Origin of the sequence: Caballeronia udeis, from assembly GCF_044909315.1 — a bacterium.
Classification (GTDB): Bacteria; Pseudomonadota; Gammaproteobacteria; order Burkholderiales; family Burkholderiaceae; genus Caballeronia; species Caballeronia udeis_A.
In genome coordinates, this window is the sequence record NZ_JBIYEB010000030.1 from 94,561 (window position 1) to 113,912 (window position 19,352).

The 19,352-nt window shown below is 61.2% G+C and carries 20 protein-coding genes; 17 read left to right on the forward strand and 3 right to left on the reverse strand.

Features of this window, described 5'->3' with window-relative positions; translation table 11 throughout:
- The first annotated feature begins 13 nt into the window (after nucleotides 1-13).
- The 9 genes from ABH944_RS35100 to ftsB all read left to right on the forward strand — a co-directional run bounded on the left by ABH944_RS35100 (nucleotide 14) and on the right by ftsB (nucleotide 9,423).
- Nucleotides 14-802: a TatD family hydrolase gene (locus ABH944_RS35100; protein WP_404612458.1), complete on the forward strand. Its 789-nt coding sequence runs from the start codon at nucleotides 14-16 to the stop codon at nucleotides 800-802.
- Between the two features lie 130 nt (nucleotides 803-932).
- Entirely contained in the window at nucleotides 933-3,443 is a 2,511-nt protein-coding gene (locus tag ABH944_RS35105; protein ID WP_404612460.1) for a DNA internalization-related competence protein ComEC/Rec2, read from the forward strand.
- Nucleotides 3,444-3,502: 59 nt separating this feature from the next.
- On the forward strand, nucleotides 3,503-4,351 hold the full coding sequence (locus ABH944_RS35110; RefSeq protein ID WP_404612462.1) for an alpha/beta fold hydrolase: 849 nt from the start codon (nucleotides 3,503-3,505) through the stop codon (nucleotides 4,349-4,351).
- A 150-nt stretch (nucleotides 4,352-4,501) separates the two neighbouring features.
- Entirely contained in the window at nucleotides 4,502-6,226 is a 1,725-nt protein-coding gene (locus ABH944_RS35115) for a CTP synthase (protein ID WP_404612464.1), read from the forward strand.
- Nucleotides 6,223-7,077 (forward strand): 3-deoxy-8-phosphooctulonate synthase, encoded by an 855-nt coding sequence (gene kdsA / locus ABH944_RS35120; RefSeq protein WP_031363912.1) that lies wholly within the window; start codon nucleotides 6,223-6,225, stop codon nucleotides 7,075-7,077. Before ABH944_RS35115 ends, kdsA begins: the two co-directional genes overlap by 4 nt.
- Before the next feature lie 82 nt (nucleotides 7,078-7,159).
- Complete coding sequence (locus tag ABH944_RS35125; RefSeq protein ID WP_404612467.1) at nucleotides 7,160-7,306, forward strand: DUF1330 domain-containing protein; 147 nt, start codon at nucleotides 7,160-7,162, stop codon at nucleotides 7,304-7,306.
- 55 nt (nucleotides 7,307-7,361) lie between these two features.
- On the forward strand, nucleotides 7,362-7,478 hold the full coding sequence (locus ABH944_RS35130; RefSeq protein ID WP_404612494.1) for a DUF1330 domain-containing protein: 117 nt from the start codon (nucleotides 7,362-7,364) through the stop codon (nucleotides 7,476-7,478).
- Between the two features lie 79 nt (nucleotides 7,479-7,557).
- A complete protein-coding gene (eno, locus tag ABH944_RS35135) occupies nucleotides 7,558-8,841 on the forward strand; it encodes a phosphopyruvate hydratase (RefSeq protein ID WP_097262069.1) in 1,284 nt (427 codons plus the stop codon).
- A 126-nt stretch (nucleotides 8,842-8,967) separates the two neighbouring features.
- Nucleotides 8,968-9,423, forward strand: coding sequence for a cell division protein FtsB (ftsB, locus tag ABH944_RS35140; protein ID WP_089165639.1), 456 nt, complete (start codon nucleotides 8,968-8,970; stop codon nucleotides 9,421-9,423).
- 128 nt (nucleotides 9,424-9,551) lie between these two features.
- Here ftsB and ABH944_RS35145 read toward each other — a convergent pair whose 3' ends face one another.
- The 3 genes from ABH944_RS35145 to ABH944_RS35155 form a co-directional block, all read right to left on the reverse strand.
- Entirely contained in the window at nucleotides 9,552-9,911 is a 360-nt protein-coding gene (locus ABH944_RS35145) for a hypothetical protein (protein ID WP_404612470.1), read from the reverse strand.
- Nucleotides 9,912-10,016: 105 nt separating this feature from the next.
- Nucleotides 10,017-10,988 carry an Hsp33 family molecular chaperone HslO gene (gene hslO, locus ABH944_RS35150; protein ID WP_404612471.1) on the reverse strand — a complete coding sequence of 324 codons (972 nt, stop codon included), beginning with the start codon at nucleotides 10,986-10,988 and terminating at the stop codon, nucleotides 10,017-10,019.
- A gap of 44 nt (nucleotides 10,989-11,032) precedes the next feature.
- The gene (locus ABH944_RS35155; protein WP_062091101.1) at nucleotides 11,033-11,557 is read right to left on the reverse strand and encodes a gamma carbonic anhydrase family protein; all 525 of its coding nucleotides are present in this window, start codon (nucleotides 11,555-11,557) and stop codon (nucleotides 11,033-11,035) included.
- 385 nt (nucleotides 11,558-11,942) lie between these two features.
- On the opposite strand from ABH944_RS35155, the gene ABH944_RS35160 reads away from it, so the two are divergent.
- The 8 genes from ABH944_RS35160 (at nucleotide 11,943) to dapA (ending at nucleotide 19,190) form a co-directional block, all read left to right on the forward strand.
- Entirely contained in the window at nucleotides 11,943-12,806 is an 864-nt protein-coding gene (locus ABH944_RS35160; RefSeq protein ID WP_404612474.1) for a ferritin-like domain-containing protein, read from the forward strand.
- Entirely contained in the window at nucleotides 12,803-13,708 is a 906-nt protein-coding gene (locus tag ABH944_RS35165) for an alpha/beta fold hydrolase (protein ID WP_404612476.1), read from the forward strand. The genes ABH944_RS35160 and ABH944_RS35165 overlap by 4 nt, the downstream gene beginning before the upstream one ends.
- Before the next feature lie 99 nt (nucleotides 13,709-13,807).
- On the forward strand, nucleotides 13,808-14,638 hold the full coding sequence (locus ABH944_RS35170) for a 3',5'-nucleoside bisphosphate phosphatase (protein WP_404612496.1): 831 nt from the start codon (nucleotides 13,808-13,810) through the stop codon (nucleotides 14,636-14,638).
- 299 nt (nucleotides 14,639-14,937) lie between these two features.
- Nucleotides 14,938-15,576: an L-threonylcarbamoyladenylate synthase gene (locus ABH944_RS35175; RefSeq protein WP_404612478.1), complete on the forward strand. Its 639-nt coding sequence runs from the start codon at nucleotides 14,938-14,940 to the stop codon at nucleotides 15,574-15,576.
- A gap of 173 nt (nucleotides 15,577-15,749) precedes the next feature.
- A complete protein-coding gene (locus ABH944_RS35180; RefSeq protein WP_062091105.1) occupies nucleotides 15,750-16,415 on the forward strand; it encodes a site-2 protease family protein in 666 nt (221 codons plus the stop codon).
- 4 nt (nucleotides 16,416-16,419) lie between these two features.
- Nucleotides 16,420-17,622: a tryptophan--tRNA ligase gene (locus ABH944_RS35185; protein ID WP_062091106.1), complete on the forward strand. Its 1,203-nt coding sequence runs from the start codon at nucleotides 16,420-16,422 to the stop codon at nucleotides 17,620-17,622.
- A gap of 8 nt (nucleotides 17,623-17,630) precedes the next feature.
- Nucleotides 17,631-18,242 (forward strand): class I SAM-dependent methyltransferase, encoded by a 612-nt coding sequence (locus ABH944_RS35190; protein ID WP_404612481.1) that lies wholly within the window; start codon nucleotides 17,631-17,633, stop codon nucleotides 18,240-18,242.
- Nucleotides 18,243-18,284: 42 nt separating this feature from the next.
- Nucleotides 18,285-19,190, forward strand: coding sequence for a 4-hydroxy-tetrahydrodipicolinate synthase (dapA, locus tag ABH944_RS35195; RefSeq protein ID WP_062091107.1), 906 nt, complete (start codon nucleotides 18,285-18,287; stop codon nucleotides 19,188-19,190).
- Nucleotides 19,191-19,352: the final 162 nt, after the last annotated feature.

The following is a 19,352-nucleotide window of genomic DNA, read 5'->3' on the forward strand; positions in this document are numbered from 1 at the left end:
CCGAGGGGGTCTCATGTGGATCGACACCCACTGCCATCTCGATGCATCCGAGTTCGATGCCGACCGCGACGACGTCGTGGCATCGGCATTGAAAGAGGGCGTCTCGCGAATCGTGATTCCGGGCGTGGAGCGCCAGAATTTCGCCCGCGTGCGTGAGCTCGCGCATTGCATTGAAGGCGGGGCTTACGCACTCGGCATTCATCCGTTGTTCACGCCGCGGGCGCTGGACGACGATCTGCGTGTGCTGCGCGAGCAGATTACCGCCAGTATGGACGACCCGCGGTTCGTGGGTATTGGCGAAATCGGGCTGGACTATTTCGTGCCGGGGCTCGACGACACGCGCCAGACCTTCTTCTATTACGAGCAGCTCAAGCTCGCGCGCGAGTTCGATTTGCCGGTGATCTGCCATGTGCGCAAATCGCAGGACAAGGTGCTCAAGGGCCTGCGCGTGTTCTCCGTCAAACGCGGTATTGCGCATGCGTTCAACGGCAGTTTTCAGCAGGCCGAAGCGTTCATCGCGCACGGCATGCGGCTGGGTTTCGGCGGCAATCTGACCTTCGAGCGGGCTCGGCAGATTCGACGCCTCGCCGCAGAGTTGCCGCTGGACGCGATCGTGCTCGAAACCGACGCGCCCGATATCGCGCCGTCATGGCTTTATAAGCATCGCAACGCGCCGGATCAGGTAGCGGGTATTGCGCGGGTACTTGCAGAATTGCGCGGCATTGGCGAAGAGGCGCTTTCTCTAGGCACAACGGCTAACGCGCACGCCGCGCTGCCGCGGCTTGGGCTTATCTCCGCATAATCAGTTCCTCGTTGTCATCCGATTGCAGGCATTGAAGGATTGTTTCTTCCTTCGATGCGCTTGCGCTCGCGTCGAGTTTTTGAGGAGCGGGCGTGCGGGGTATCTTGATTGGTTTTGCAGTGGGAGTCGCGTGCTTGCAGCAGCAAGCTGCGCTGCCCGGCGTGGCGGTCATCTGCGCGCTCGTGCTTATGTTTGGGTTCGCCTGTGCGATCGCGTTTTGCTTGCCGCGGTTTCGTGCTCCATCGCTGATGCGGCCGCATTGGTCGTTGGCTTTGGTTACGCCGCCTGGCGTGCCGACACACGACTGCAACGTGTATTGCCCGTTGCGTTCGAGAACCGCAACATCGAGTTGACCGGATTCGTGCGCGGGTTGCCTATGCAAGGCGCGGACAGCACGCGGTTCCTGTTCGAAGTCGAATCGAACGATGCGGCGTTGCCAGACTTTCCGCGTGTCGTACAACTATCGTGGATAGCTGTGGATGGATCCAGGCGCGGTCCTGCCGCCGTGCCGCCCCCTGCTCTTTGGGCCGGTCAACGATGGACGCTGGTTGCACGGTTAAAACGTCCGCATGGCAATGCAAATTTTCGTGGCCGGGACGCTGAAGTGGCGCTGCTTGCTCGCAACATCCGCGCGACCGGTTATGTGTCCATGCCGGGCGCGGCGCGGCGTTTGCCCACCGACGCGCGTGGCTTCGCGCTGACCATCGATCGTTGGCGCGCGCGCCTGCGCGGGAGGGTTTTAACGGCACTCGACGGCGCTGCGCATCAAGGGATCGTGGTGGCGTTGGCAACCGGCGCGCAAGACACGGTCAGCGACGCCGACTGGGCCTTGCTGCGTGCGACCGGCACGAGCCATCTGGTCGCAATTTCCGGGCTGCATATTGGTTTTGTCGCGGGGCTCGCGGCGCTATTGAGCGGCGGGTTGTGGCGGCGCTTGCGCTGGCGTGGATTGCCCGCGCCGCTGATCGTGTCGGCGCAGAAAGCGGCGGCGGCCGGTGCGGCGGTATTTGCGGCCTTCTATGCAGCGCTCGCAGGATTCAACGTTCCCGCGCAACGCTCGATGTGGATGCTGTGTTTCGTCGCGCTTGCCGTGCTGAGCGGCCGCCGGCCGGCGTCTTCGCTGGTGCTCGCGTGGGCGCTGGCATTGGTGCTGCTCGCCGATCCATGGGCGGTGACGGCGGCAGGATTCTGGTTATCGTTCTGCGCCGTCGCGGCGATCCTGTTTGCGATTGCATCGCGGGGACGACAGGCATCGGTCGGCTTCGCGGAGGAGTTCGCGGTGCCTCAGGATGATGAGGGCTCGTCGTCGAAGGAATCCGGGGATGAAGGCGACGCTCAATCACGCCGCCACATCCGCGACCGGCTTGGCGACGTGATTGGACGCATCCGGGCTCGCTCGCTCGCGTGGCTCAGACACAGGTTCAGGCGCATCGGCCGGGGGATTGCATCCAGCGCACGCGTGCAATACGCCATAACGATCGGCCTTGCGCCGCTCACCGCATACTGGTTTTTCCAGATTCCATTGCTCGGGCCGCTCGCCAACGCGTTCGCGATTCCCTGGATCAGCTTTCTCGTCACGCCGACCGTGCTTGCGGCCGTCTTGCTGCCCGCACCGCTTGACGTATTTGCGTACCGCGCGGCGCACAGCTTGTTAGTGCCGATGTTCGACGCCCTGGCGCACCTGTCGGGGCCGGCGTGGACCCTCTGGCGTTTGCCACAGCCGGATGGTTTTGCGCTTGCGGCCGCGGCCTTCGGCGTGATATGGGCGCTGGCTCCGCGCGGCTGGCCTTTGCGTTTTGCCGCGCCGCTCACCTGGTTGCCGCTGGCCCTGCCGGTTTCCCATGCGCCTCCGGCCGGCACGTTCCGGGTCACGGCGCTCGACATTGGCCAGGGTTCCTCGATTGTCATCGAAACCACCCATCACACCTTGCTCTTCGACGCAGGCCCAGGCCCTGAATCCACGCACGCGGGCGAGCGTCTCGTGGTGCCGTACCTGTTCGCCCACGGCCTGTTCACGCTCGATACGCTGATGATCAGCCACTCGGACTCCGACCACTCCGGCGGAGCGCCCGCCGTGCTCGCGAGCATTCGGGTCAGGCAATTCGTGGCTTCGTTGCGGCCGCGTGAAGCGTTGTGGAAGACGGCCCAGGACCATGACAGCGCTTTGTTGCGCTGCGTCGCAGGGCAGCGCTGGCAGTGGGACGGCGTGGTGTTCGACGTGCTATGGCCGCAGGCCGGGCCGCTATCGGCCAAACCGAACGCAACTTCATGCGTGCTGAAAGTAACCAGTGCGGCAGGACGCTCGGCGCTGCTGACGGCCGACATTGAAGCCGACGTCGAACGTGAGTTGCTGCGACCCGGGCAACGCGAGCCCGCCTGGCTCCAGGCTGACGTGCTGATCGTGCCGCACCACGGCAGCAAGACGTCGTCTACCGAGCCTTTCCTCGACGCCGTGAAGCCGCGCGTCGCGGTATTTCAGGTAGGCTACCGCAACCGTTTCAACCATCCGCATCCGACGGTTTTCGAGCGATTTCGACTACGGCATATCGAGTTATCGCGCAGCGACGAAGACGGCGCCGCGCGCATGGACGTGTCGGCGGAGGTGTCCATCGAACGGTTCAGGCAGACGCACGCGCGTTAGTGGATGGGACGGTGAGCACAAGATTGAGAGCAACACATTAAAAAGAGGGGGCACGCCGCTTGAAAGACATCCTGCATTTTTCGCATGCGAACGGGTTTCCAGCATCGACGTACCGGACAATCTTTGCCGAACTCGCCGATGACTACGAGATTCGCGCGATCGAACGTTTTGGTCACGATCCGCGGTTTCCGGTGACGCGCGACTGGCCGCATCTGGTGGATCAACTGCTCGAGGACATCGACGCCAGACGTCCGGCCGACGCAAAAGTGTGGCTGGTCGGGCATTCACTGGGCGGGTATCTGTCGCTAATGGCGGCGCTCAAGCGGCCGCAATGGGTGAAAGGCGTCGTGATGCTGGATTCGCCGGTGATCGCCGGCTGGCGCAGCAATCTGCTGCGTTTATCGCAATGGACCGGGCTCGACACGCGGCTTTCGCCCGCCGCCGCGACTAAAAATCGCCGCACGGACTGGCCGAGCCGCGAAGACGCGTGGCGCCACTTTCACGCGAAACCCGCGTTCGCCCGCTGGGACGAGCGCATGTTGTCGGATTACATCGATTTCGCGATTCCGGCGGAGATGGTTGGCGCCGCGGCCGTCGGCGGTATCAATGAAGCTGCGGGCGGCCTCAGCCGTCCCCGCAAGCTAGCGTTTGATCGCGATGTCGAATTCCGTATCTACAAGACGTTGCCGCGTACGCTGGGTGCGCGGGTCGCGCACGGCGTGCCGGTGCCGGTTGGATTCATCGCCGGAACGCATTCCCGGGAAGTGCGCCAGGTTGGGCTGAACATGACGCAGCGTATTGTGGACGGGCATCTCGAATGGATCGAGGGCAGTCATCTGTTTCCAATGGAACGCCCGGTGGAAACGGCGCGCGCATTGCAGCGCACGCTTAACGGGCTGCGGGGATAACGCATATCCCGTGAGACGCTTTTGAGCCACATTCAATCCGCCGATAAATTCGCGATCGAAACTGCTCATGCGCTGTAAATCGGCCCCGTCCGGCTCTGGGTTCCGGGGCGCCTTTCGGGTATAATCCGTTTTTCCCGCGAGCACCTAGCGATGACCAAATATGTATTCGTCACCGGCGGCGTAGTGTCTTCCCTCGGCAAGGGTATTGCCGCCGCTTCCCTCGCCGCGATCCTCGAATCGCGCGGTCTGAAAGTCACCCTCCTAAAGCTCGATCCCTACATCAACGTCGACCCCGGCACGATGAGCCCGTTTCAGCACGGGGAAGTGTTCGTGACGGAAGATGGTGCGGAAACGGACCTTGACCTTGGGCACTACGAGCGCTTCATCAGCACGAAGATGCGCAAGGCCAATAACTTCACGACCGGTCAGATCTACGAGTCGGTGATCCGCAAGGAACGCCGCGGCGAATATCTCGGCAAGACGGTTCAGGTCATTCCGCATATCACCAACGAAATCCAGGCTTTCCTGCAACGCGGCGCGGCTGCGGCTACCTGCGGCGAGCCTGACGTGGCAATCGTGGAAATTGGCGGAACGGTGGGTGATATCGAATCGCTGCCGTTCCTCGAAGCTGCGCGCCAGATGAGCCTGCGCCTGGGCCGGAACAGCGCGTGTTTCGTGCATCTGACGCTCGTGCCGTACATCGCGACGGCCGGCGAACTCAAGACGAAACCCACGCAGCATAGCGTGCAGAAGCTGCGCGAAATCGGTATCTCGCCGCACGTGCTGCTGTGCCGCGCGGATCGTCCGATTCCCGGCGACGAACGCGCGAAGATTTCGCTGTTCTCCAATGTGCCGGAAGACGCGGTCATCTCTGTATGGGACGTGGACAGCATCTACAAGATTCCGCAGATGCTGCATGACCAGGGTCTGGACAACATCATTTGCGAAGAGCTCAAGCTCACGGCGAAACCCGCCGACCTCAGCATGTGGGCCGGTCTCGTCCAGAAGCTCGAGAACCCGCAGAACGAAGTCACCATCGGCATGGTCGGCAAGTATGTGGAACTGACCGAGTCGTACAAGTCGCTGATCGAGGCGCTCAAGCACGCGTCCATTCATACGTCGACGAAGGTCAACATTGAATACATCGATTCCGAGCAGATCGAAACGGACGGCGTAGCCGGCCTCAAGCATCTCGACGCCGTGCTCGTGCCCGGTGGTTTCGGCGCGCGCGGCACCGAAGGCAAGATCAAGGCGATCCAGTACGCCCGTGAATCGAAGACGCCGTACCTGGGCATTTGCCTCGGCATGCAACTGGCTGTGATCGAATTTGCCCGGGACGTCGCCGGCCTGACCGACGCGAACAGCACGGAATTTGATTCATCGACCACCAATCCGGTCGTTGCGCTCATCACCGAGTGGTATGACCGCGCGGGCCGCGTTGAAAAGCGTACGGAAGAGTCTGATCTGGGCGGCACGATGCGCCTGGGTTCGCAGAAATGTCCGATCAAGCCGGGCACCATGGCTGCGCGTATCTACGGTACGGACGTGAACGAGCGCCATCGGCATCGTTATGAAGTGAACAACCGCTTCGTGCCGCAACTCGAGGCGGGCGGGCTGGTGATCAGCGCGCGCACGCCGAGTGAAGATCTGCCGGAAATGATGGAACTGCCGGAATCCATGCACCCGTGGTTCGTGGGCGTGCAGTTCCACCCGGAGTTCACGTCATCACCGCGCGACGGTCATCCGCTTTTCAAGGAATTCGTCGAAGCTGCGCGTGCGCATCATCTGGCGTTGAAGGCGAACGGCCTGGCGAGCACGGTTGCTGAACACGTACCCGCGCCGGCCGTGGCGGTTTCCGTCGGAGCGCAAGCATGAAGCTGTGTGATTTCGAAGTCGGTCTCGACCAGCCGTTTTTCCTGATCGCAGGCACGTGTGTCGTCGAGTCGGAGCAAATGACGATCGACGTCGCCGGCCGCCTCAAGGAAATCTGCGCGAAAGTGGGCGTGCCGTTCATCTACAAATCGTCGTATGACAAAGCCAATCGCAGTTCCGGCAAGTCGTTCCGCGGTCTTGGCATGGACGAAGGCCTTCGGATTCTCGGCGAAGTAAAAAAACAACTCGGCCTGCCCGTTCTCACCGATGTTCATTCGGAGCATGAGATCGAGGCGGTCGCGTCGGTCGTGGACGTGCTGCAAACGCCCGCGTTCCTGTGCCGCCAGACCGATTTCATTCACGCATGCGCGCGTTCGGGGAAGCCGGTCAACATCAAGAAGGGCCAGTTTCTCGCGCCACACGACATGAAGAATGTCATCGACAAAGCCCGCGACGCCGCGCGCGAAGCCGGTTTGTCCGACGACCGGTTCATGGCGTGCGAACGTGGCGTGTCGTTCGGTTATAACAATCTGGTTTCCGACATGCGCTCGCTCGCGATCATGCGGGAAACCAATGCGCCTGTCGTCTTCGACGCCACGCATTCCGTCCAGTTGCCGGGCGGGCAGGGTACGAGTTCAGGTGGACAGCGCGAATTCGTCCCGGTGCTGGCACGTGCTGCGATCGCCACCGGCGTAGCGGGCGTGTTCATGGAAACGCATCCGGATCCGGCGAACGCGAAGTCCGACGGGCCGAACGCCGTACCGCTACACAGAATGGAAGCACTGCTGGAGACACTCGTTGCGTTGGATCGGGCCGTGAAGCGCGGACCGTTTCTCGAGAACGATTTCAGTTAAGGACGCTGCGGGCGCTGCGCATAGTCAAGCGCGGGCGCTCGCTCAAGCATCCACATCCGCGACGTACCTGTAGGGGAGTGTCATGGCGAAGGGTTATGTCTTCATGAACGCGAACTTTACTGACCCCGATAAATTCCCCACCTATCAGCCGTTTTCAATGAAGGCGATGGAAGCATACGGTGGTAAGTTTCTGGTGCGTGGCGGACGGAGCGAGGCGTTTGAAGATTAATGCGCCCACCCTCGGTCGTACTCGAATTTGTTGACTGCATTCATCGACTACATTCATCGATTACGAGGCGGCGAAAAAATGGTATCACTCCGCCCAATACGAAGCCGAAGCGGCGCGCCACGTGCGAACGGGCGCAGCAGAATTGAACATGATGGTCGTAGAAGGCCTCTGAAGCCGGGCGCTCGCGCACTGGCAAGATGTTAAACCGACCTGCTGTCTGACCTGATTCACCGTCATTTCTTGAGGAAACCATGAGTGCTATCGTAGATATCATCGGTCGCGAGATTCTCGACTCGCGAGGCAACCCCACCGTCGAATGTGACGTCCTGCTGGAGTCGGGCACGATGGGCCGCGCCGCGGTGCCGTCGGGTGCATCCACCGGATCGCGCGAAGCGATCGAATTGCGCGACGGCGAAGCCGGCCGCTACGGCGGCAAGGGCGTATTGAAGGCAGTTGAACACATCAATACCGAAATCTCCGAAGCCATCATGGGCCTCGATGCTTCGGAACAGGCCTTCCTGGACAAAACCCTGCTCGAACTCGACGGCACCGACAACAAGTCGCGCCTGGGCGCGAACGCCATGCTGGCCGTGTCCATGGCCGTGGCGAAGGCCGCAGCGGAAGAAGCTGGCCTGCCGCTGTACCGTTATTTCGGCGGTTCGGGCGCCATGCAACTGCCAGTTCCGATGATGAACATCGTGAACGGTGGCGCGCATGCCAACAACAGCCTGGACATCCAGGAATTCATGATTGTCCCAGTCAGCCAGCCGACGTTCCGCGAAGCACTGCGTTGCGGCGCGGAAGTGTTCCACGCGCTGAAGAAGATCCTGAGCGATCGCGGCATGAGCACGGCGGTGGGCGACGAAGGCGGTTTCGCACCGAACTTCGGCAGCAACGACGAGTGCCTGTCCACCATCGTCCAGGCGATCGAGAAGGCGGGGTATCGTGCAGGTGAAGACGTTCTGCTGGCGCTGGACTGCGCGGCAAGCGAGTTTTATCACGACGGCAAGTACCAGCTTGCGGGTGAGGGCTTGCAGTTGTCGTCGGCGGAATTCACGGATTATCTGGCCACGCTCGCCGATAAATTCCCGATCGTGTCGATCGAAGACGGCATGCACGAAAGCGACTGGGACGGCTGGAAGATCCTTACCGATAAACTCGGCAAGAAGATCCAGCTTGTTGGCGACGACCTCTTCGTGACGAACACGCGCATCCTGAAAGAAGGCATTGACAAGGGCATCGCCAATTCGATCCTGATCAAGATCAACCAGATCGGCACGTTGACGGAAACTTTCGCGGCCATCGAAATGGCGAAGCGCGCGGGTTACACTGCGGTCATCTCGCATCGTTCGGGCGAAACGGAAGATTCGACCATTGCGGATATTGCGGTTGGTTTGAACGCCGGCCAGATCAAGACGGGTTCGTTGTCGCGTAGCGACCGGATCTCGAAGTACAACCAGTTGCTGCGTATTGAGGAAGATCTCGGCGATATCGCGAGTTATCCGGGTAAGTCGGCGTTCTACAATCTGCGCTAACGCCTTGGCCGGAATGGACGTTCGTCCTGATGGCCGCCGATTTATTCAGTCCGCTGCTTCGTGTTCCGATGAATGCGAGGCAGCGCCAAATAAAGTTGAAGTGTTAGCGTTTTTCTCGCCTCTTAAATGCGGATTGTCACCTTTGTTCTGATCCTGCTTCTGGCGATGATCCAGTATCCGTTGTGGTGGGGACACGGCGGCTGGTTACGTGTCCACGAACTGCAGCAGCAACTGGTCAACCAGACAAAGAAAAACGCCGACCTGAAACTGCGTAACGAACGCGTGCAGGGTGAAGTGGCGGACTTGCAGAACGGCACGTCGGCCGTTGAAGAGCGCGCGCGCTACGAGATGGGCATGATGAAGGACAGCGAGGTGTTCGTGCAGTTCGTCTCGCCGAATTCACCGGCTCCTGCTAATTCGGTTAACGCGCAATCGAGTGCTTCCACACGCGGGCAAGTGTCCGCAGCACCGTTGCGTGTAGTGCCCAATCCGGTGTCGCGTTCGAAGGAAGAGCGCCGGGCGTTCGAACGGCAGGCGACCAAGGACAAGATGGATGCGGCCAAGAAGAAGCAGGGCGGTTAGGTCCAGGCTCTCTTCAATCGAAGCAATCGCATGTAAAAAAAGCTGTTTCAACGTGAGTTGAAACAGCTTTTTTCTTGAGTGCCGTGACTTCGTGGCAAGCGACGCACAACCCAAGTACGTTTGAGGCGCTACCAATAATATCCGGGGTATCCGTAGCCGAAGCCCGTTCCCCATCGGTTACCCCAGCCACCGCTCGAATATCCGCCGTACACCGTAACCGGCGCGCGATAGTACTGGGAGTAAGCCTGGGCGGCAGCTTCAGCGGCCATTGCCTGTTGTTGCTCGGCCAGCACTTGCCGGTCGATCTGGTTATAGCGTTGCTGCTCAGCCGGCGAAAGCGCCGGCGGCGCCTGGTTCTGCGCCGCCGGCAGGCGGCTGTAGATAGGCGAGGGTCCCGGTGGGTCCATCATGCAGCCGCCGAGCGCGAGCAGCGTCGCGCCGGACAACGCCACAACCAGTTTCTTCGATACACATCCCAGGGGTTTCATTTCGACCTCCAGCGGGCCGGACATTGAGCGGAACCGGATCATGACATGGCACGGCACCGCAAACATCCATCCTGCGACGTCTTGTTACAGAGAAACGGCATGAATTCAGTGCCGTTGATCTGGAGCCGGACTCACCGCCTGTGAGATTTCGCCAGCAACAAAAAGCTGCGCCACGTCCACGGGATCGAACTCATAGCGCTGGTTGCAGAACTCGCAGTGCACTTCCACGCTGCCACGTTCTTCGACCACGCTGTCCACTTCGCCCCGTCCCAGCATCTTGAGCATGCCGCCCACTTTTTCGCGCGAGCACGTGCATTCGAAACGCGCTTGCGCGGGCTCAAAATGCTGCACGTTTTCTTGCCAGAAGAGCCGTTTGAACACCGTTTCCGGCTCCTCCTTCAACAACTCCTCGTTCGACAGCGTGCCGCCGAGATGGCACACACGCTGCCATGTATCGGCATCGTGTTCGCCCGGATGCGGGACGATACCGCCATCGCCGGGGAGCTTTTGCAGCAACATGCCCACGGCACGCTCGGTGTTCGCGGCGAGCCACATGCGCGTATCCAGCTGCTCGGAGTGGTGCATGTAGTGCTCCAGCACTTCCGCCATTGACGCCAGCGGCCCATGCTCGCCGCTTAGCGGCACGATGCCCTGATAAGCCTGCTGCCCGGGCTTCTTGTCGCGCGGATCGAGCGTGATCACGCAGCGTCCCTGGCCGTTGCGGTTGAGCAGGTCGGGGAGCGTCATGTCGTCGGTGATCGGTACAGGCGTTTCGCTCGCGCCTTCGATGGATTCAGCCAGCTTCGCGGTTGCCCGGAGCGACAAGTCCGAATTGCATTGGACGACAAGCATGGTCACCGGCCCGTCGCCATAGATTTGCATGATGAGCGTGCCATCGAACTTGAGATTCGCCGACAGCAGCGCGCACGCAGCCATCATTTCGCCGAGCACATTGCGCACGGGCGTGGGGTACGAGCGGCGCGTGAGGACTTCCTGCCAGGTATCACGCAGCGAGACAATTTCGCCGCGCACCGGCGCCGCGTTGAACATGAATTTTTGAAGCTGGTCGTTAACCACGCTTGGGTCCTTAGATCGACGGCGTAATCCGTGTCGATCGGCGTTCAGCCGATCCGCACGAGTTGCGCCTTGTAAAATTCGCGGCGGTCCGCGTAACCACGCGTTCCCGCCTGCATCTGGGCAATATCGGCTTCCGTGAGCTCGCGCACGGCTTTCGCGGGCGCGCCGAGGATCAGGGTGTTGTCCGGGAAGGTCTTACCTTCGGTCACCACGGCGCCCGCGCCAACCAGACAGTTGCGGCCGATGACCGCACCATTCAAGACCACGGCCTGAATTCCGATCAACGCGCCTTCCTTGATCGTGCAGCCGTGCAGCATGGCCTGATGGCCAATGGTCACGTTGGCTTCAATCGTCAGCGGATAACCCGGGTCGGTATGCAAGACCGCGCCTTCCTGGATGTTGCTGCCTTGGCCGAGCACGATGGGTTCGTTATCGCCACGCAGCGCGGCGCCGAACCAGACGCTCGAGTTTTCTTCCAACGTCACACGGCCGATGATGGTCGCGGTATCAGCGACGAAGACGCTTTCGTGGATGGTCGGGGCGGCATCGCCGAGCTTATAGATTGCCACTGTGTCTCCTGTGAGGGCTTGACGTGAGCCATGAGCGCGGATTGGTCAACAGGCCTTGGGCGCCGGCATGGCCGGTACAATCGGATGCAATCGGTTGAAAATTCAGTCGCAAAGCGGATTTGAGGCCGGTCGAGCTGATGCCATGGACTGCGGCCCCGGCGCGCCTCGTGCCAAAAATCTTCCGCTGAAAGCGCTATTTTAGCCGGTTGCGCCAAGGTGACGTGCGGCCCGGCTTTTGTGGGCCCGATCGACGGGATCTGAGCCGGAAATTTCAAACCGGCGTTTTGAATCGGTTTCCTCGGGCGACCGGTTATCTGACGATGCTGCCGGATTGGCCTTTATCGTTTATAAGCACTGCATAAGCACCTCAAAGCACCCCGGAATCATGTCCGAACAGTTTGAATATTCTGTGTTCACCAGCGTCCGTCCGACTGCGCTGGCGCTGCTCAGGGAATGCGATCCTGCCGCGAAGGCAAGCGCTACCCAGCGGTTCAACGAGCGTTTGCTGTCGGGCGGCATCACGCTCGACGCTGCTGCTCATATCCTTGATCCGCTTGATCTTCCCGGCCGCCCGGCGACCCCGGAACTGGTGGCGCCGTCATCGCTGAAGCGCCGCAGCATGCAATCGGACGCTGGACGTGCAGTGTTGCTGCACGCACTCGCGCATATCGAGTTCAACGCGATCAACCTCGCGCTCGATGCCGTCTGGCGTTTTCCGGCAATGCCCGACGCGTTTTATCGCGACTGGTTCAAGGTCGCCGCCGAGGAAGCACGTCACTTTTCCTTGCTGAGCGCACGTCTGGCGGAATTCGGGCATCAATACGGCGATTTTCCCGCTCACGACGGCCTGTGGGAAATGGCAGAGCGCACGCGTGGCGATGTGCTGGCCCGCATGGCGCTTGTGCCGCGCACGCTGGAGGCGCGCGGGCTGGACGCATCACCGCCCATTCGCCGGCGTCTCGCTCAAGCGGGCGATCACGCATCCGCGGCTATTCTCGACGTGATTCTCCACGATGAAATCGGCCACGTGCTGATCGGCAATCACTGGTTCCGGCACCTGTGCAGCGAGTCCGGCGCCGATCCGCACACGACCTACGCGCAACTGGCGGAGCAATATCACGCGCCGAAACTGCGCGGCCCATTCAACTTCGAAGCGCGCCGCGACGCCGGTTTCGATGAAGCTGAATTGCGCGCGCTCGCGGGCCTTGACGACATCGGCTCCATTCAAACTGCCCCGATTTCCCAATGACTCCTCTCAAAACGCCCGTTTCCGAATTCATCACCACGCGCGGTACGCGCCTGCACGTGCGCCGATGGGGATTGCCCGACGCGCCCACGCTGTTCATGCTGCATGGCTGGATGGATATTTCGGCGTCGTTTCAATTTGTCGTCGACGCCCTCGCGAGCGACTGGCAGGTGATCGCGCCCGATGCCCGCGGTTTCGGGCTGTCGGACTGGCCGGTGGCGCAGGGCAGGAGCGGCCATTACTGGTTCCAGGACTATCTGGCGGACCTTGATGCGCTGCTTGACCACTACGCGCCGGCTTCGCTGGGCGGTGAACCGGTGAACCTGGTCGGCCACAGCATGGGCGCGAACGTTGTTTGCCTGTACGCGGGCGTGCGGCCGGAGCGGGTCCGGCGTGTGGTCGACCTCGAGGGGTTCGGCATGGCAGCCACGAAGGCGGAGCGTTCGCCCGCGCGGATCGCGCAATGGCTCGACGATTTGCACGCGCCGCCGTCACTCAACACCTACGCCACGCTTGATGACGTCGCTCAACGGCTGATCCGCACGAATCCGCGCCTCCCGCCGGCGAAAGCGCGGTTTTTGGCCCAGCACTGGGCGAAACCCGACGATACCGGCCGTTTCCATCTGCTCGCCGATCCCGCGCACAAACTGCGTGGGCCGTTGCTGTATCGGCTGGACGAGGTGATGGCTGTGTGGTCGAAGGTGCAGGCGAAGGTCCTGCATGTCGAAGCGCTCGCTTCGCCGACCCTCGCGATGATCGCCGGAGAGGTTCCGACCGCCGAATTCAAACAGCGTTTCAAGGCGTTCACCGACTGGCGCGAGGAGATCATCGATCACGCCGGGCACATGCTTCATCACGATCAGCCCGAACGGGTGGCAGCGCTGATCGAAACATTTTGCGCTTGAGCGCGATATTGCCGGATCATCGGATTGACCGATCGGTCGGCGATAGATCCGCTTTGACGCATTGCAGTAGAATGACCGGTAATTCCTAGAGTTTTCATGATGAACGCCGACCTGCATTGCCACTCCACTGTTTCTGACGGCCACCTCGCTCCAGCCGAGGTCGCCGCGCGTGCTCACGCGGGCGGTGTGACACTGTGGTCGCTTACCGACCATGACCAGCTAGGCGGCCAGCGCGAGGCGCGGGAAGCCGCGCAAGCGCTCGGCATGGCGTATCTCGACGGGGTGGAGATTTCGGTGACGTGGGCGGGGCGGACGGTGCATATCGTCGGGCTGAACGTGGATGCTGAAAACCAGGCGCTGATCGACGGCCTGGCGGCCACCCGCAGCGGCCGCCAGGCACGCGGTGAAGCCATAGGCGAGGCACTCGCCGAGATCGGCATCCAGGGCGCTTACGAAGGCGCGCTGCACTACGTGAACGATCCGGCCATGATCTCGCGCACGCATTTCGCACGCTATCTGGTTGACAAGGGCTACGCGGAATCGACCTCAGACGTGTTCTCGAAATATCTCGGCGACGGCAAGCCGGGTTATGTCGGCCATCGTTGGTCCAAGCTGGCTGACGCCATGAAATGGATCAAGGGGGCGGGCGGCGAGGCGGTGATCGCCCATCCCGGTCGCTACGATTTCTCGCCGGTCGAATTCGCCGCGTTTTTCGATGAGTTCATCCAGCTCGGCGGCCGTGCGATTGAAGTCGTGACCGGCAGCCATACGCCGGACCAATATCGCGAATATGCTGAAGTCGCTCGCCGGTACGGCTTCCTCGCATCGCGCGGCTCGGATTTCCACGCGGCGGGCGAGGGACGCATCGACCTCGGCCAGTTGCCGCCGCTACCCGCGGATCTCAAGCCCGTGTGGGAGTGCCTGGTTTAAAAGCCGGGCCGCGCGGGCCTATGTGGCATCGCGCCGAACCGCTTGAAACGCCGCGCACGATCCTTGCATTCATTCACTTCCGCTTGTCGCGCAACCGCGTGCATTTGCGGGTATTCTCGCGTGTTCGCATGGGAACCGCCCGGCGCTTCTTGTCTGATATTCGGCTTAGATGCAGCTTGAATTCAGTTTGAAGCCCAGGCGTTATACCTGGCGCATAAAACATAAAAACACAACGTCTGCGCCGAGCGTGTCGGCGCCGGTTGGCAGCAATCCGGACAACCCACTTACGTCATCTGGTCATGTCTCAATTCTTTCGAATTCATCCTGACAATCCGCAACCGCGACTGATCAACCAGGCGGTGCAGATCATCAACGATGGTGGCATTGTCGCGCTGCCGACCGACTCAAGCTATGCGCTGGCGTGCCATCTCGACGATAAAAACGCCGTTGAACGCATCCGCCGGATTCGCGGTCTCGACGAGAAGCAACTGCTTTCGCTGCTGGTACGCGATTTATCGGAATTGTCGAATTTCGCGATCGTCGATAACCGCAACTATCGTCTGATTAAATCGGTGACGCCGGGTCCTTATGTGTTCGTGCTGCAGGCGACGAAGGAAGTGCCCCGGCGCTTGTCGCATCCGTCGCGAAAGACGATTGGCCTGCGCGTGCCGAATCACGCGATCACGCTGGCGTTGCTCGAAGCGTTGGGCCAGCCGCTGCTTGGCTCGACGCTGATCCTGCCGCCCGACATCCATCCGCTCAATGATGCCGAAGAGATTCGGCAGCGGCTGGAAAAACAGATCGATCTGGTGATCGACGCGGGCGCTTGCGCGATGGAACCGTCCACGGTGATCGACCTGACCGGCGAGGAACCCGTGCTGGTGCGTCCGGGCCGCGGCAGTCTGGAACCATTTGGCCTTACCGCCGAAAGCGCCTGAAAACCCCGCACAATGACACAATAGGCAGTGAGGTTGCGCGCAGGCTTGATCATGCCGGCTGACCCTGACGTAACCTTGCGACCTCGACGCTCGCGCCCCCACCGCCCGAAGGCGAACGCCAAACCGCGTCCGCCGCCGAGTGGCGCCACAACTGCTTGATACAATAGCGAGCTATGGATTCCTCCCTGATACAAACTATCGCGGTCTACGCGCTCCCCGTGATCTTTGCGATTACGTTGCATGAGGCCGCTCACGGCTATGCAGCGCGCCTGCTGGGGGACAATACGGCTTACGTGCTCGGGCGCGTGTCGCTCAACCCGATGCGCCATATCGACCCCGTCGGTACGCTTGCTATCCCGCTGATCCTCTATTTCGTCACGAGCGGCGCGTTCATGTTCGGCTACGCCAAGCCCGTGCCAGTCGCTTTTGGCAACCTGCGTAATCCGCGCTGGGGCAGCTTGTGGGTTGCGGCGGCAGGACCGGCGAGCAATTTCGTCCAGGCGCTGATCTGGGGCGTGATCGCGGTGCTGTTGGCGTCGTTCAACATCAGCGAACCGTTTTTCACGCGCATGGCTGCGGCCGGTGTTGGCGTGAACCTCGTGCTCGGTGTGCTCAATCTGTTCCCCTTGCCGCCGCTCGACGGTGGACGCGTACTGATGGCGCTGCTGCCCGTACGTGCTTCGATCATGCTTTCGCGGCTCGAACCTTACGGTTTCTTCATCGTGATGGCGCTTGTCATGACCGGTACCTTGACGCGTTTGTGGCTCGGGCCGCTGGTGAGCGCCGGGTATGTCGCGGTGTCGGCCATCCTGAATCCTCTTGCTTCGCTTTTACAATAAATCCATGTTCCCTGACCGTATCTTCTCCGGCATGCGGCCGACCGGCTCGCTGCATCTAGGCCACTATCATGGCGTGCTCAAGAACTGGGTGCGGCTGCAGTCCGAGTACCCCTGCTTTTTCGCGGTGGTCGACTGGCATGCGCTGACGACCCACTACGAAACGCCGGAAGTTATCGAGAAGAACGTGTGGGAAGTGCTGATCGACTGGCTAGCGTCCGGTATCGATCCGGCGCAGGCCACGCTCTTTATCCAGAGCCGTGTGCCCGAACATGCCGAGCTTGCGCTGCTGCTCGGCATGAGCACGCCGCTCGGCTGGCTCGAACGCGTGCCGACCTATAAAGAGCAGATCGAGAAGCTGAAGGAAAAAGATCTGACCACGTACGGCTTTCTCGGTTATCCGGTGCTGATGGCAGCCGACATCCTGCTGTACCGCGCGTCGCTCGTGCCGGTCGGCGAGGACCAGGTGCCGCACGTGGAGATGACGCGCGAGATCGCGCGGCGTTTCAATTATCTGTATGGGCGCGAGGCGGATTTCGAAGAGAAGGCGCTCGATGCCGCGAAGAAACTTGGCGGCAAACGCGCGAAGCTTTATCACGAGCTGCGTGTCGCGTATCAGCAGGAAGGCAACGACGAAGCGCTCGAAAAGGCGCGGGCGATGCTGCAGGAGTCGCAGAGCCTGTCCATGAACGATCGCGAACGGCTGTTCGGATACCTGGAAGGCGCGCGCAAGATCATCCTGGTCGAGCCGCAGGCGCTGCTGACGGAAGCGTCGCGCATGCCTGGACTCGATGGCGCGAAGATGTCGAAGTCGTACGGCAATACCATCGGCTTGCGCGAAGACGCCGAAACCATCACGAAGAAAGTGCGCACCATGCCGACCGATCCGGCACGGGTTCGCCGCACTGATCCGGGCGATCCGGACAAATGCCCCGTGTGGCAACTGCATCAGGTTTATACCGATGAAACCACGCATAAGTGGGTGCAGACGAACTGCCGCAGCGCGGGAATTGGCTGCCTTGAATGCAAGCAGCCGGTGATCGAGGGCATCTTGCACGAGCAGCAACCCATGCTGGAACGCGCGCAAAAATACATGGACGATCCGTCACTGTTGCGCGCGATCGTGGCCGACGGTTGCGACAAGGCGCGCAAGTTCGCGGTAGAGACAATGCGCGACGTCCGCGACGCAATGGGCCTCTCGTATAACTGATGCCCGCAATGCCAACGCCTGAAAAGTCACCCACGCCACCCACCACCACCAGCGCATGGATCGAGCAATGGTCGCATCTGGTGGAACAGGGCGGCGCGGTACTCGACGTCGCGTCGGGCAATGGCCGCCATGCACGTTATTTCGCGTTGCACGGGCATCCGGTGCTGGCGCTGGATCGTGATGAAACCGCATTGACGAGTCTCGCTGCCGTGCAGCATGTCACCACGCGTTGCGCCGATCTGGAAAACGCAAGCTGGCCGTTGCGCGAAGACGAGAAATTCGCCGCGGTGGTCGTGACGAACTATCTCCACCGGCCGTTGTTTCCCTATTTATTCGATGCCCTCGCGCCCGGCGGCGTGCTGCTCTACGAAACCTTCGCGGTGGGCAACGAACGTTTTGGCAAACCGTCGAATCCGGATTTCCTGCTCACTCCCGGCGAACTGCTCGAAGCCGTGCGGGGCCGGTTGCGGGTCATCGCTTATCAGGATGGTTTTATCAACGTGCCGCGCGCATCCTGCGTGCAGCGCATAGTCGCCGCCGCGCCGTCGCGGCCTACTCCAACGGGTCTTACGGAACGTAACAATGGGTCAGATCCCGTTCGTTACGTACTGCAAGGCTAATCCGCTACAATCGCGGTTTACCGACCAATTTCATAGCGTTTCATGACAAACGGAACACACGGCGGCATCCAGATCCGCGGCAGCATTCCTGCCATCGTCACCCCGATGCACGAGGACGGTAGTCTTGATCTGCCGGCGTTTCGAAAACTGATCGACTGGCATGCGCAAGAGGGTTCGAACGGCCTCGTCGTGGTCGGCACCAGCGGCGAATCGGCCACGCTCTCAGTGGACGAACATATCCTGATGGTGAAAACCGCCGTCGAACACACGGCCAAGCGTTTTCCGATCATTGCGGGCGCGGGTGGCAACTCCACGTCGGAGGCGGTTGAACTGGCAAAAGCAGCCAAGGAAGTCGGCGCCGACGCCACGCTGCAAGTAGTTCCTTACTACAACAAGCCGACGCAAGAAGGCATGTACCAGCACTTCCGCAAGATCGCCGAATCCGTCGACTTGCCCGTCATCCTGTATAACGTTCCGGGCCGGACCGTCGCCGACATGAACCACGACACCGTGCTGCGTCTCGCGGAGGTGCCGGGCATTGTGGGCGTGAAGGAAGCGACGGGCAATATCGACCGTGCGGCAAACCTGATCAAGTACGCGCCGGCGCATTTTGCGATCTACAGCGGCGACGATCCGACCGCGATCGCGTTGATGCTGCTTGGTGGCCACGGCAACATCTCGGTGACCGCCAACGTCGCGCCGAGAGCGATGAGCGAACTCTGCCGCGCGGCACTTGCCGGCGACGCCATCACCGCGCGCAAGATTCACCTGAGCTTGCTGTCGCTGCACAAGCAGATGTTTTGCGAGTCGAATCCAATTCCCGCCAAGTGGGCGCTTGCCGCGCTTGGGCGGATGGAAAACGGGATTCGCCTGCCGCTGACGCCGCTCGATGCGCGCTATCACGATGTCGTGCGCGACGCATTGCGCGAAACAGGACTTCTGGCCTGACGGCCGGCGGCGGGGCGCATTTAAAACGTGCGCCCCGCTGCAATGTGCAGTGGTTTCGGCCTTATTACCGTTTGGCCAGCCAGCGAGTGTCATCAACCCGTCGTTCATCGACCCGTTCCCGGCTTAGCTTCCAGGCAACGCGCATTCAGCATCACGAAGGAC

What these genes read in the sequence shown, in the direction of transcription:
- dapA (WP_062091107.1), top strand. Translation starts at nt 18,285, where the DNA reads ATGACAAACGGAACACACGGCGGCATCCAGATCCGCGGCAGCATTCCT.
- ABH944_RS35185 (WP_062091106.1), top strand. Translation starts at nt 16,420, where the DNA reads ATGTTCCCTGACCGTATCTTCTCCGGCATGCGGCCGACCGGCTCGCTG.
- ABH944_RS35170 (WP_404612496.1), top strand. Translation starts at nt 13,808, where the DNA reads ATGAACGCCGACCTGCATTGCCACTCCACTGTTTCTGACGGCCACCTC.
- ABH944_RS35190 (WP_404612481.1), top strand. Translation starts at nt 17,631, where the DNA reads ATGCCAACGCCTGAAAAGTCACCCACGCCACCCACCACCACCAGCGCA.
- eno (WP_097262069.1), top strand. Translation starts at nt 7,558, where the DNA reads ATGAGTGCTATCGTAGATATCATCGGTCGCGAGATTCTCGACTCGCGA.
- ABH944_RS35115 (WP_404612464.1), top strand. Translation starts at nt 4,502, where the DNA reads ATGACCAAATATGTATTCGTCACCGGCGGCGTAGTGTCTTCCCTCGGC.
- kdsA (WP_031363912.1), top strand. Translation starts at nt 6,223, where the DNA reads ATGAAGCTGTGTGATTTCGAAGTCGGTCTCGACCAGCCGTTTTTCCTG.
- ABH944_RS35145 (WP_404612470.1), bottom strand. Translation starts at nt 9,911, where the DNA reads ATGAAACCCCTGGGATGTGTATCGAAGAAACTGGTTGTGGCGTTGTCC.
- ABH944_RS35100 (WP_404612458.1), top strand. Translation starts at nt 14, where the DNA reads ATGTGGATCGACACCCACTGCCATCTCGATGCATCCGAGTTCGATGCC.
- ABH944_RS35175 (WP_404612478.1), top strand. Translation starts at nt 14,938, where the DNA reads ATGTCTCAATTCTTTCGAATTCATCCTGACAATCCGCAACCGCGACTG.
- ABH944_RS35165 (WP_404612476.1), top strand. Translation starts at nt 12,803, where the DNA reads ATGACTCCTCTCAAAACGCCCGTTTCCGAATTCATCACCACGCGCGGT.
- ABH944_RS35125 (WP_404612467.1), top strand. Translation starts at nt 7,160, where the DNA reads ATGGCGAAGGGTTATGTCTTCATGAACGCGAACTTTACTGACCCCGAT.
- ABH944_RS35180 (WP_062091105.1), top strand. Translation starts at nt 15,750, where the DNA reads ATGGATTCCTCCCTGATACAAACTATCGCGGTCTACGCGCTCCCCGTG.
- ABH944_RS35160 (WP_404612474.1), top strand. Translation starts at nt 11,943, where the DNA reads ATGTCCGAACAGTTTGAATATTCTGTGTTCACCAGCGTCCGTCCGACT.
- ftsB (WP_089165639.1), top strand. Translation starts at nt 8,968, where the DNA reads ATGCGGATTGTCACCTTTGTTCTGATCCTGCTTCTGGCGATGATCCAG.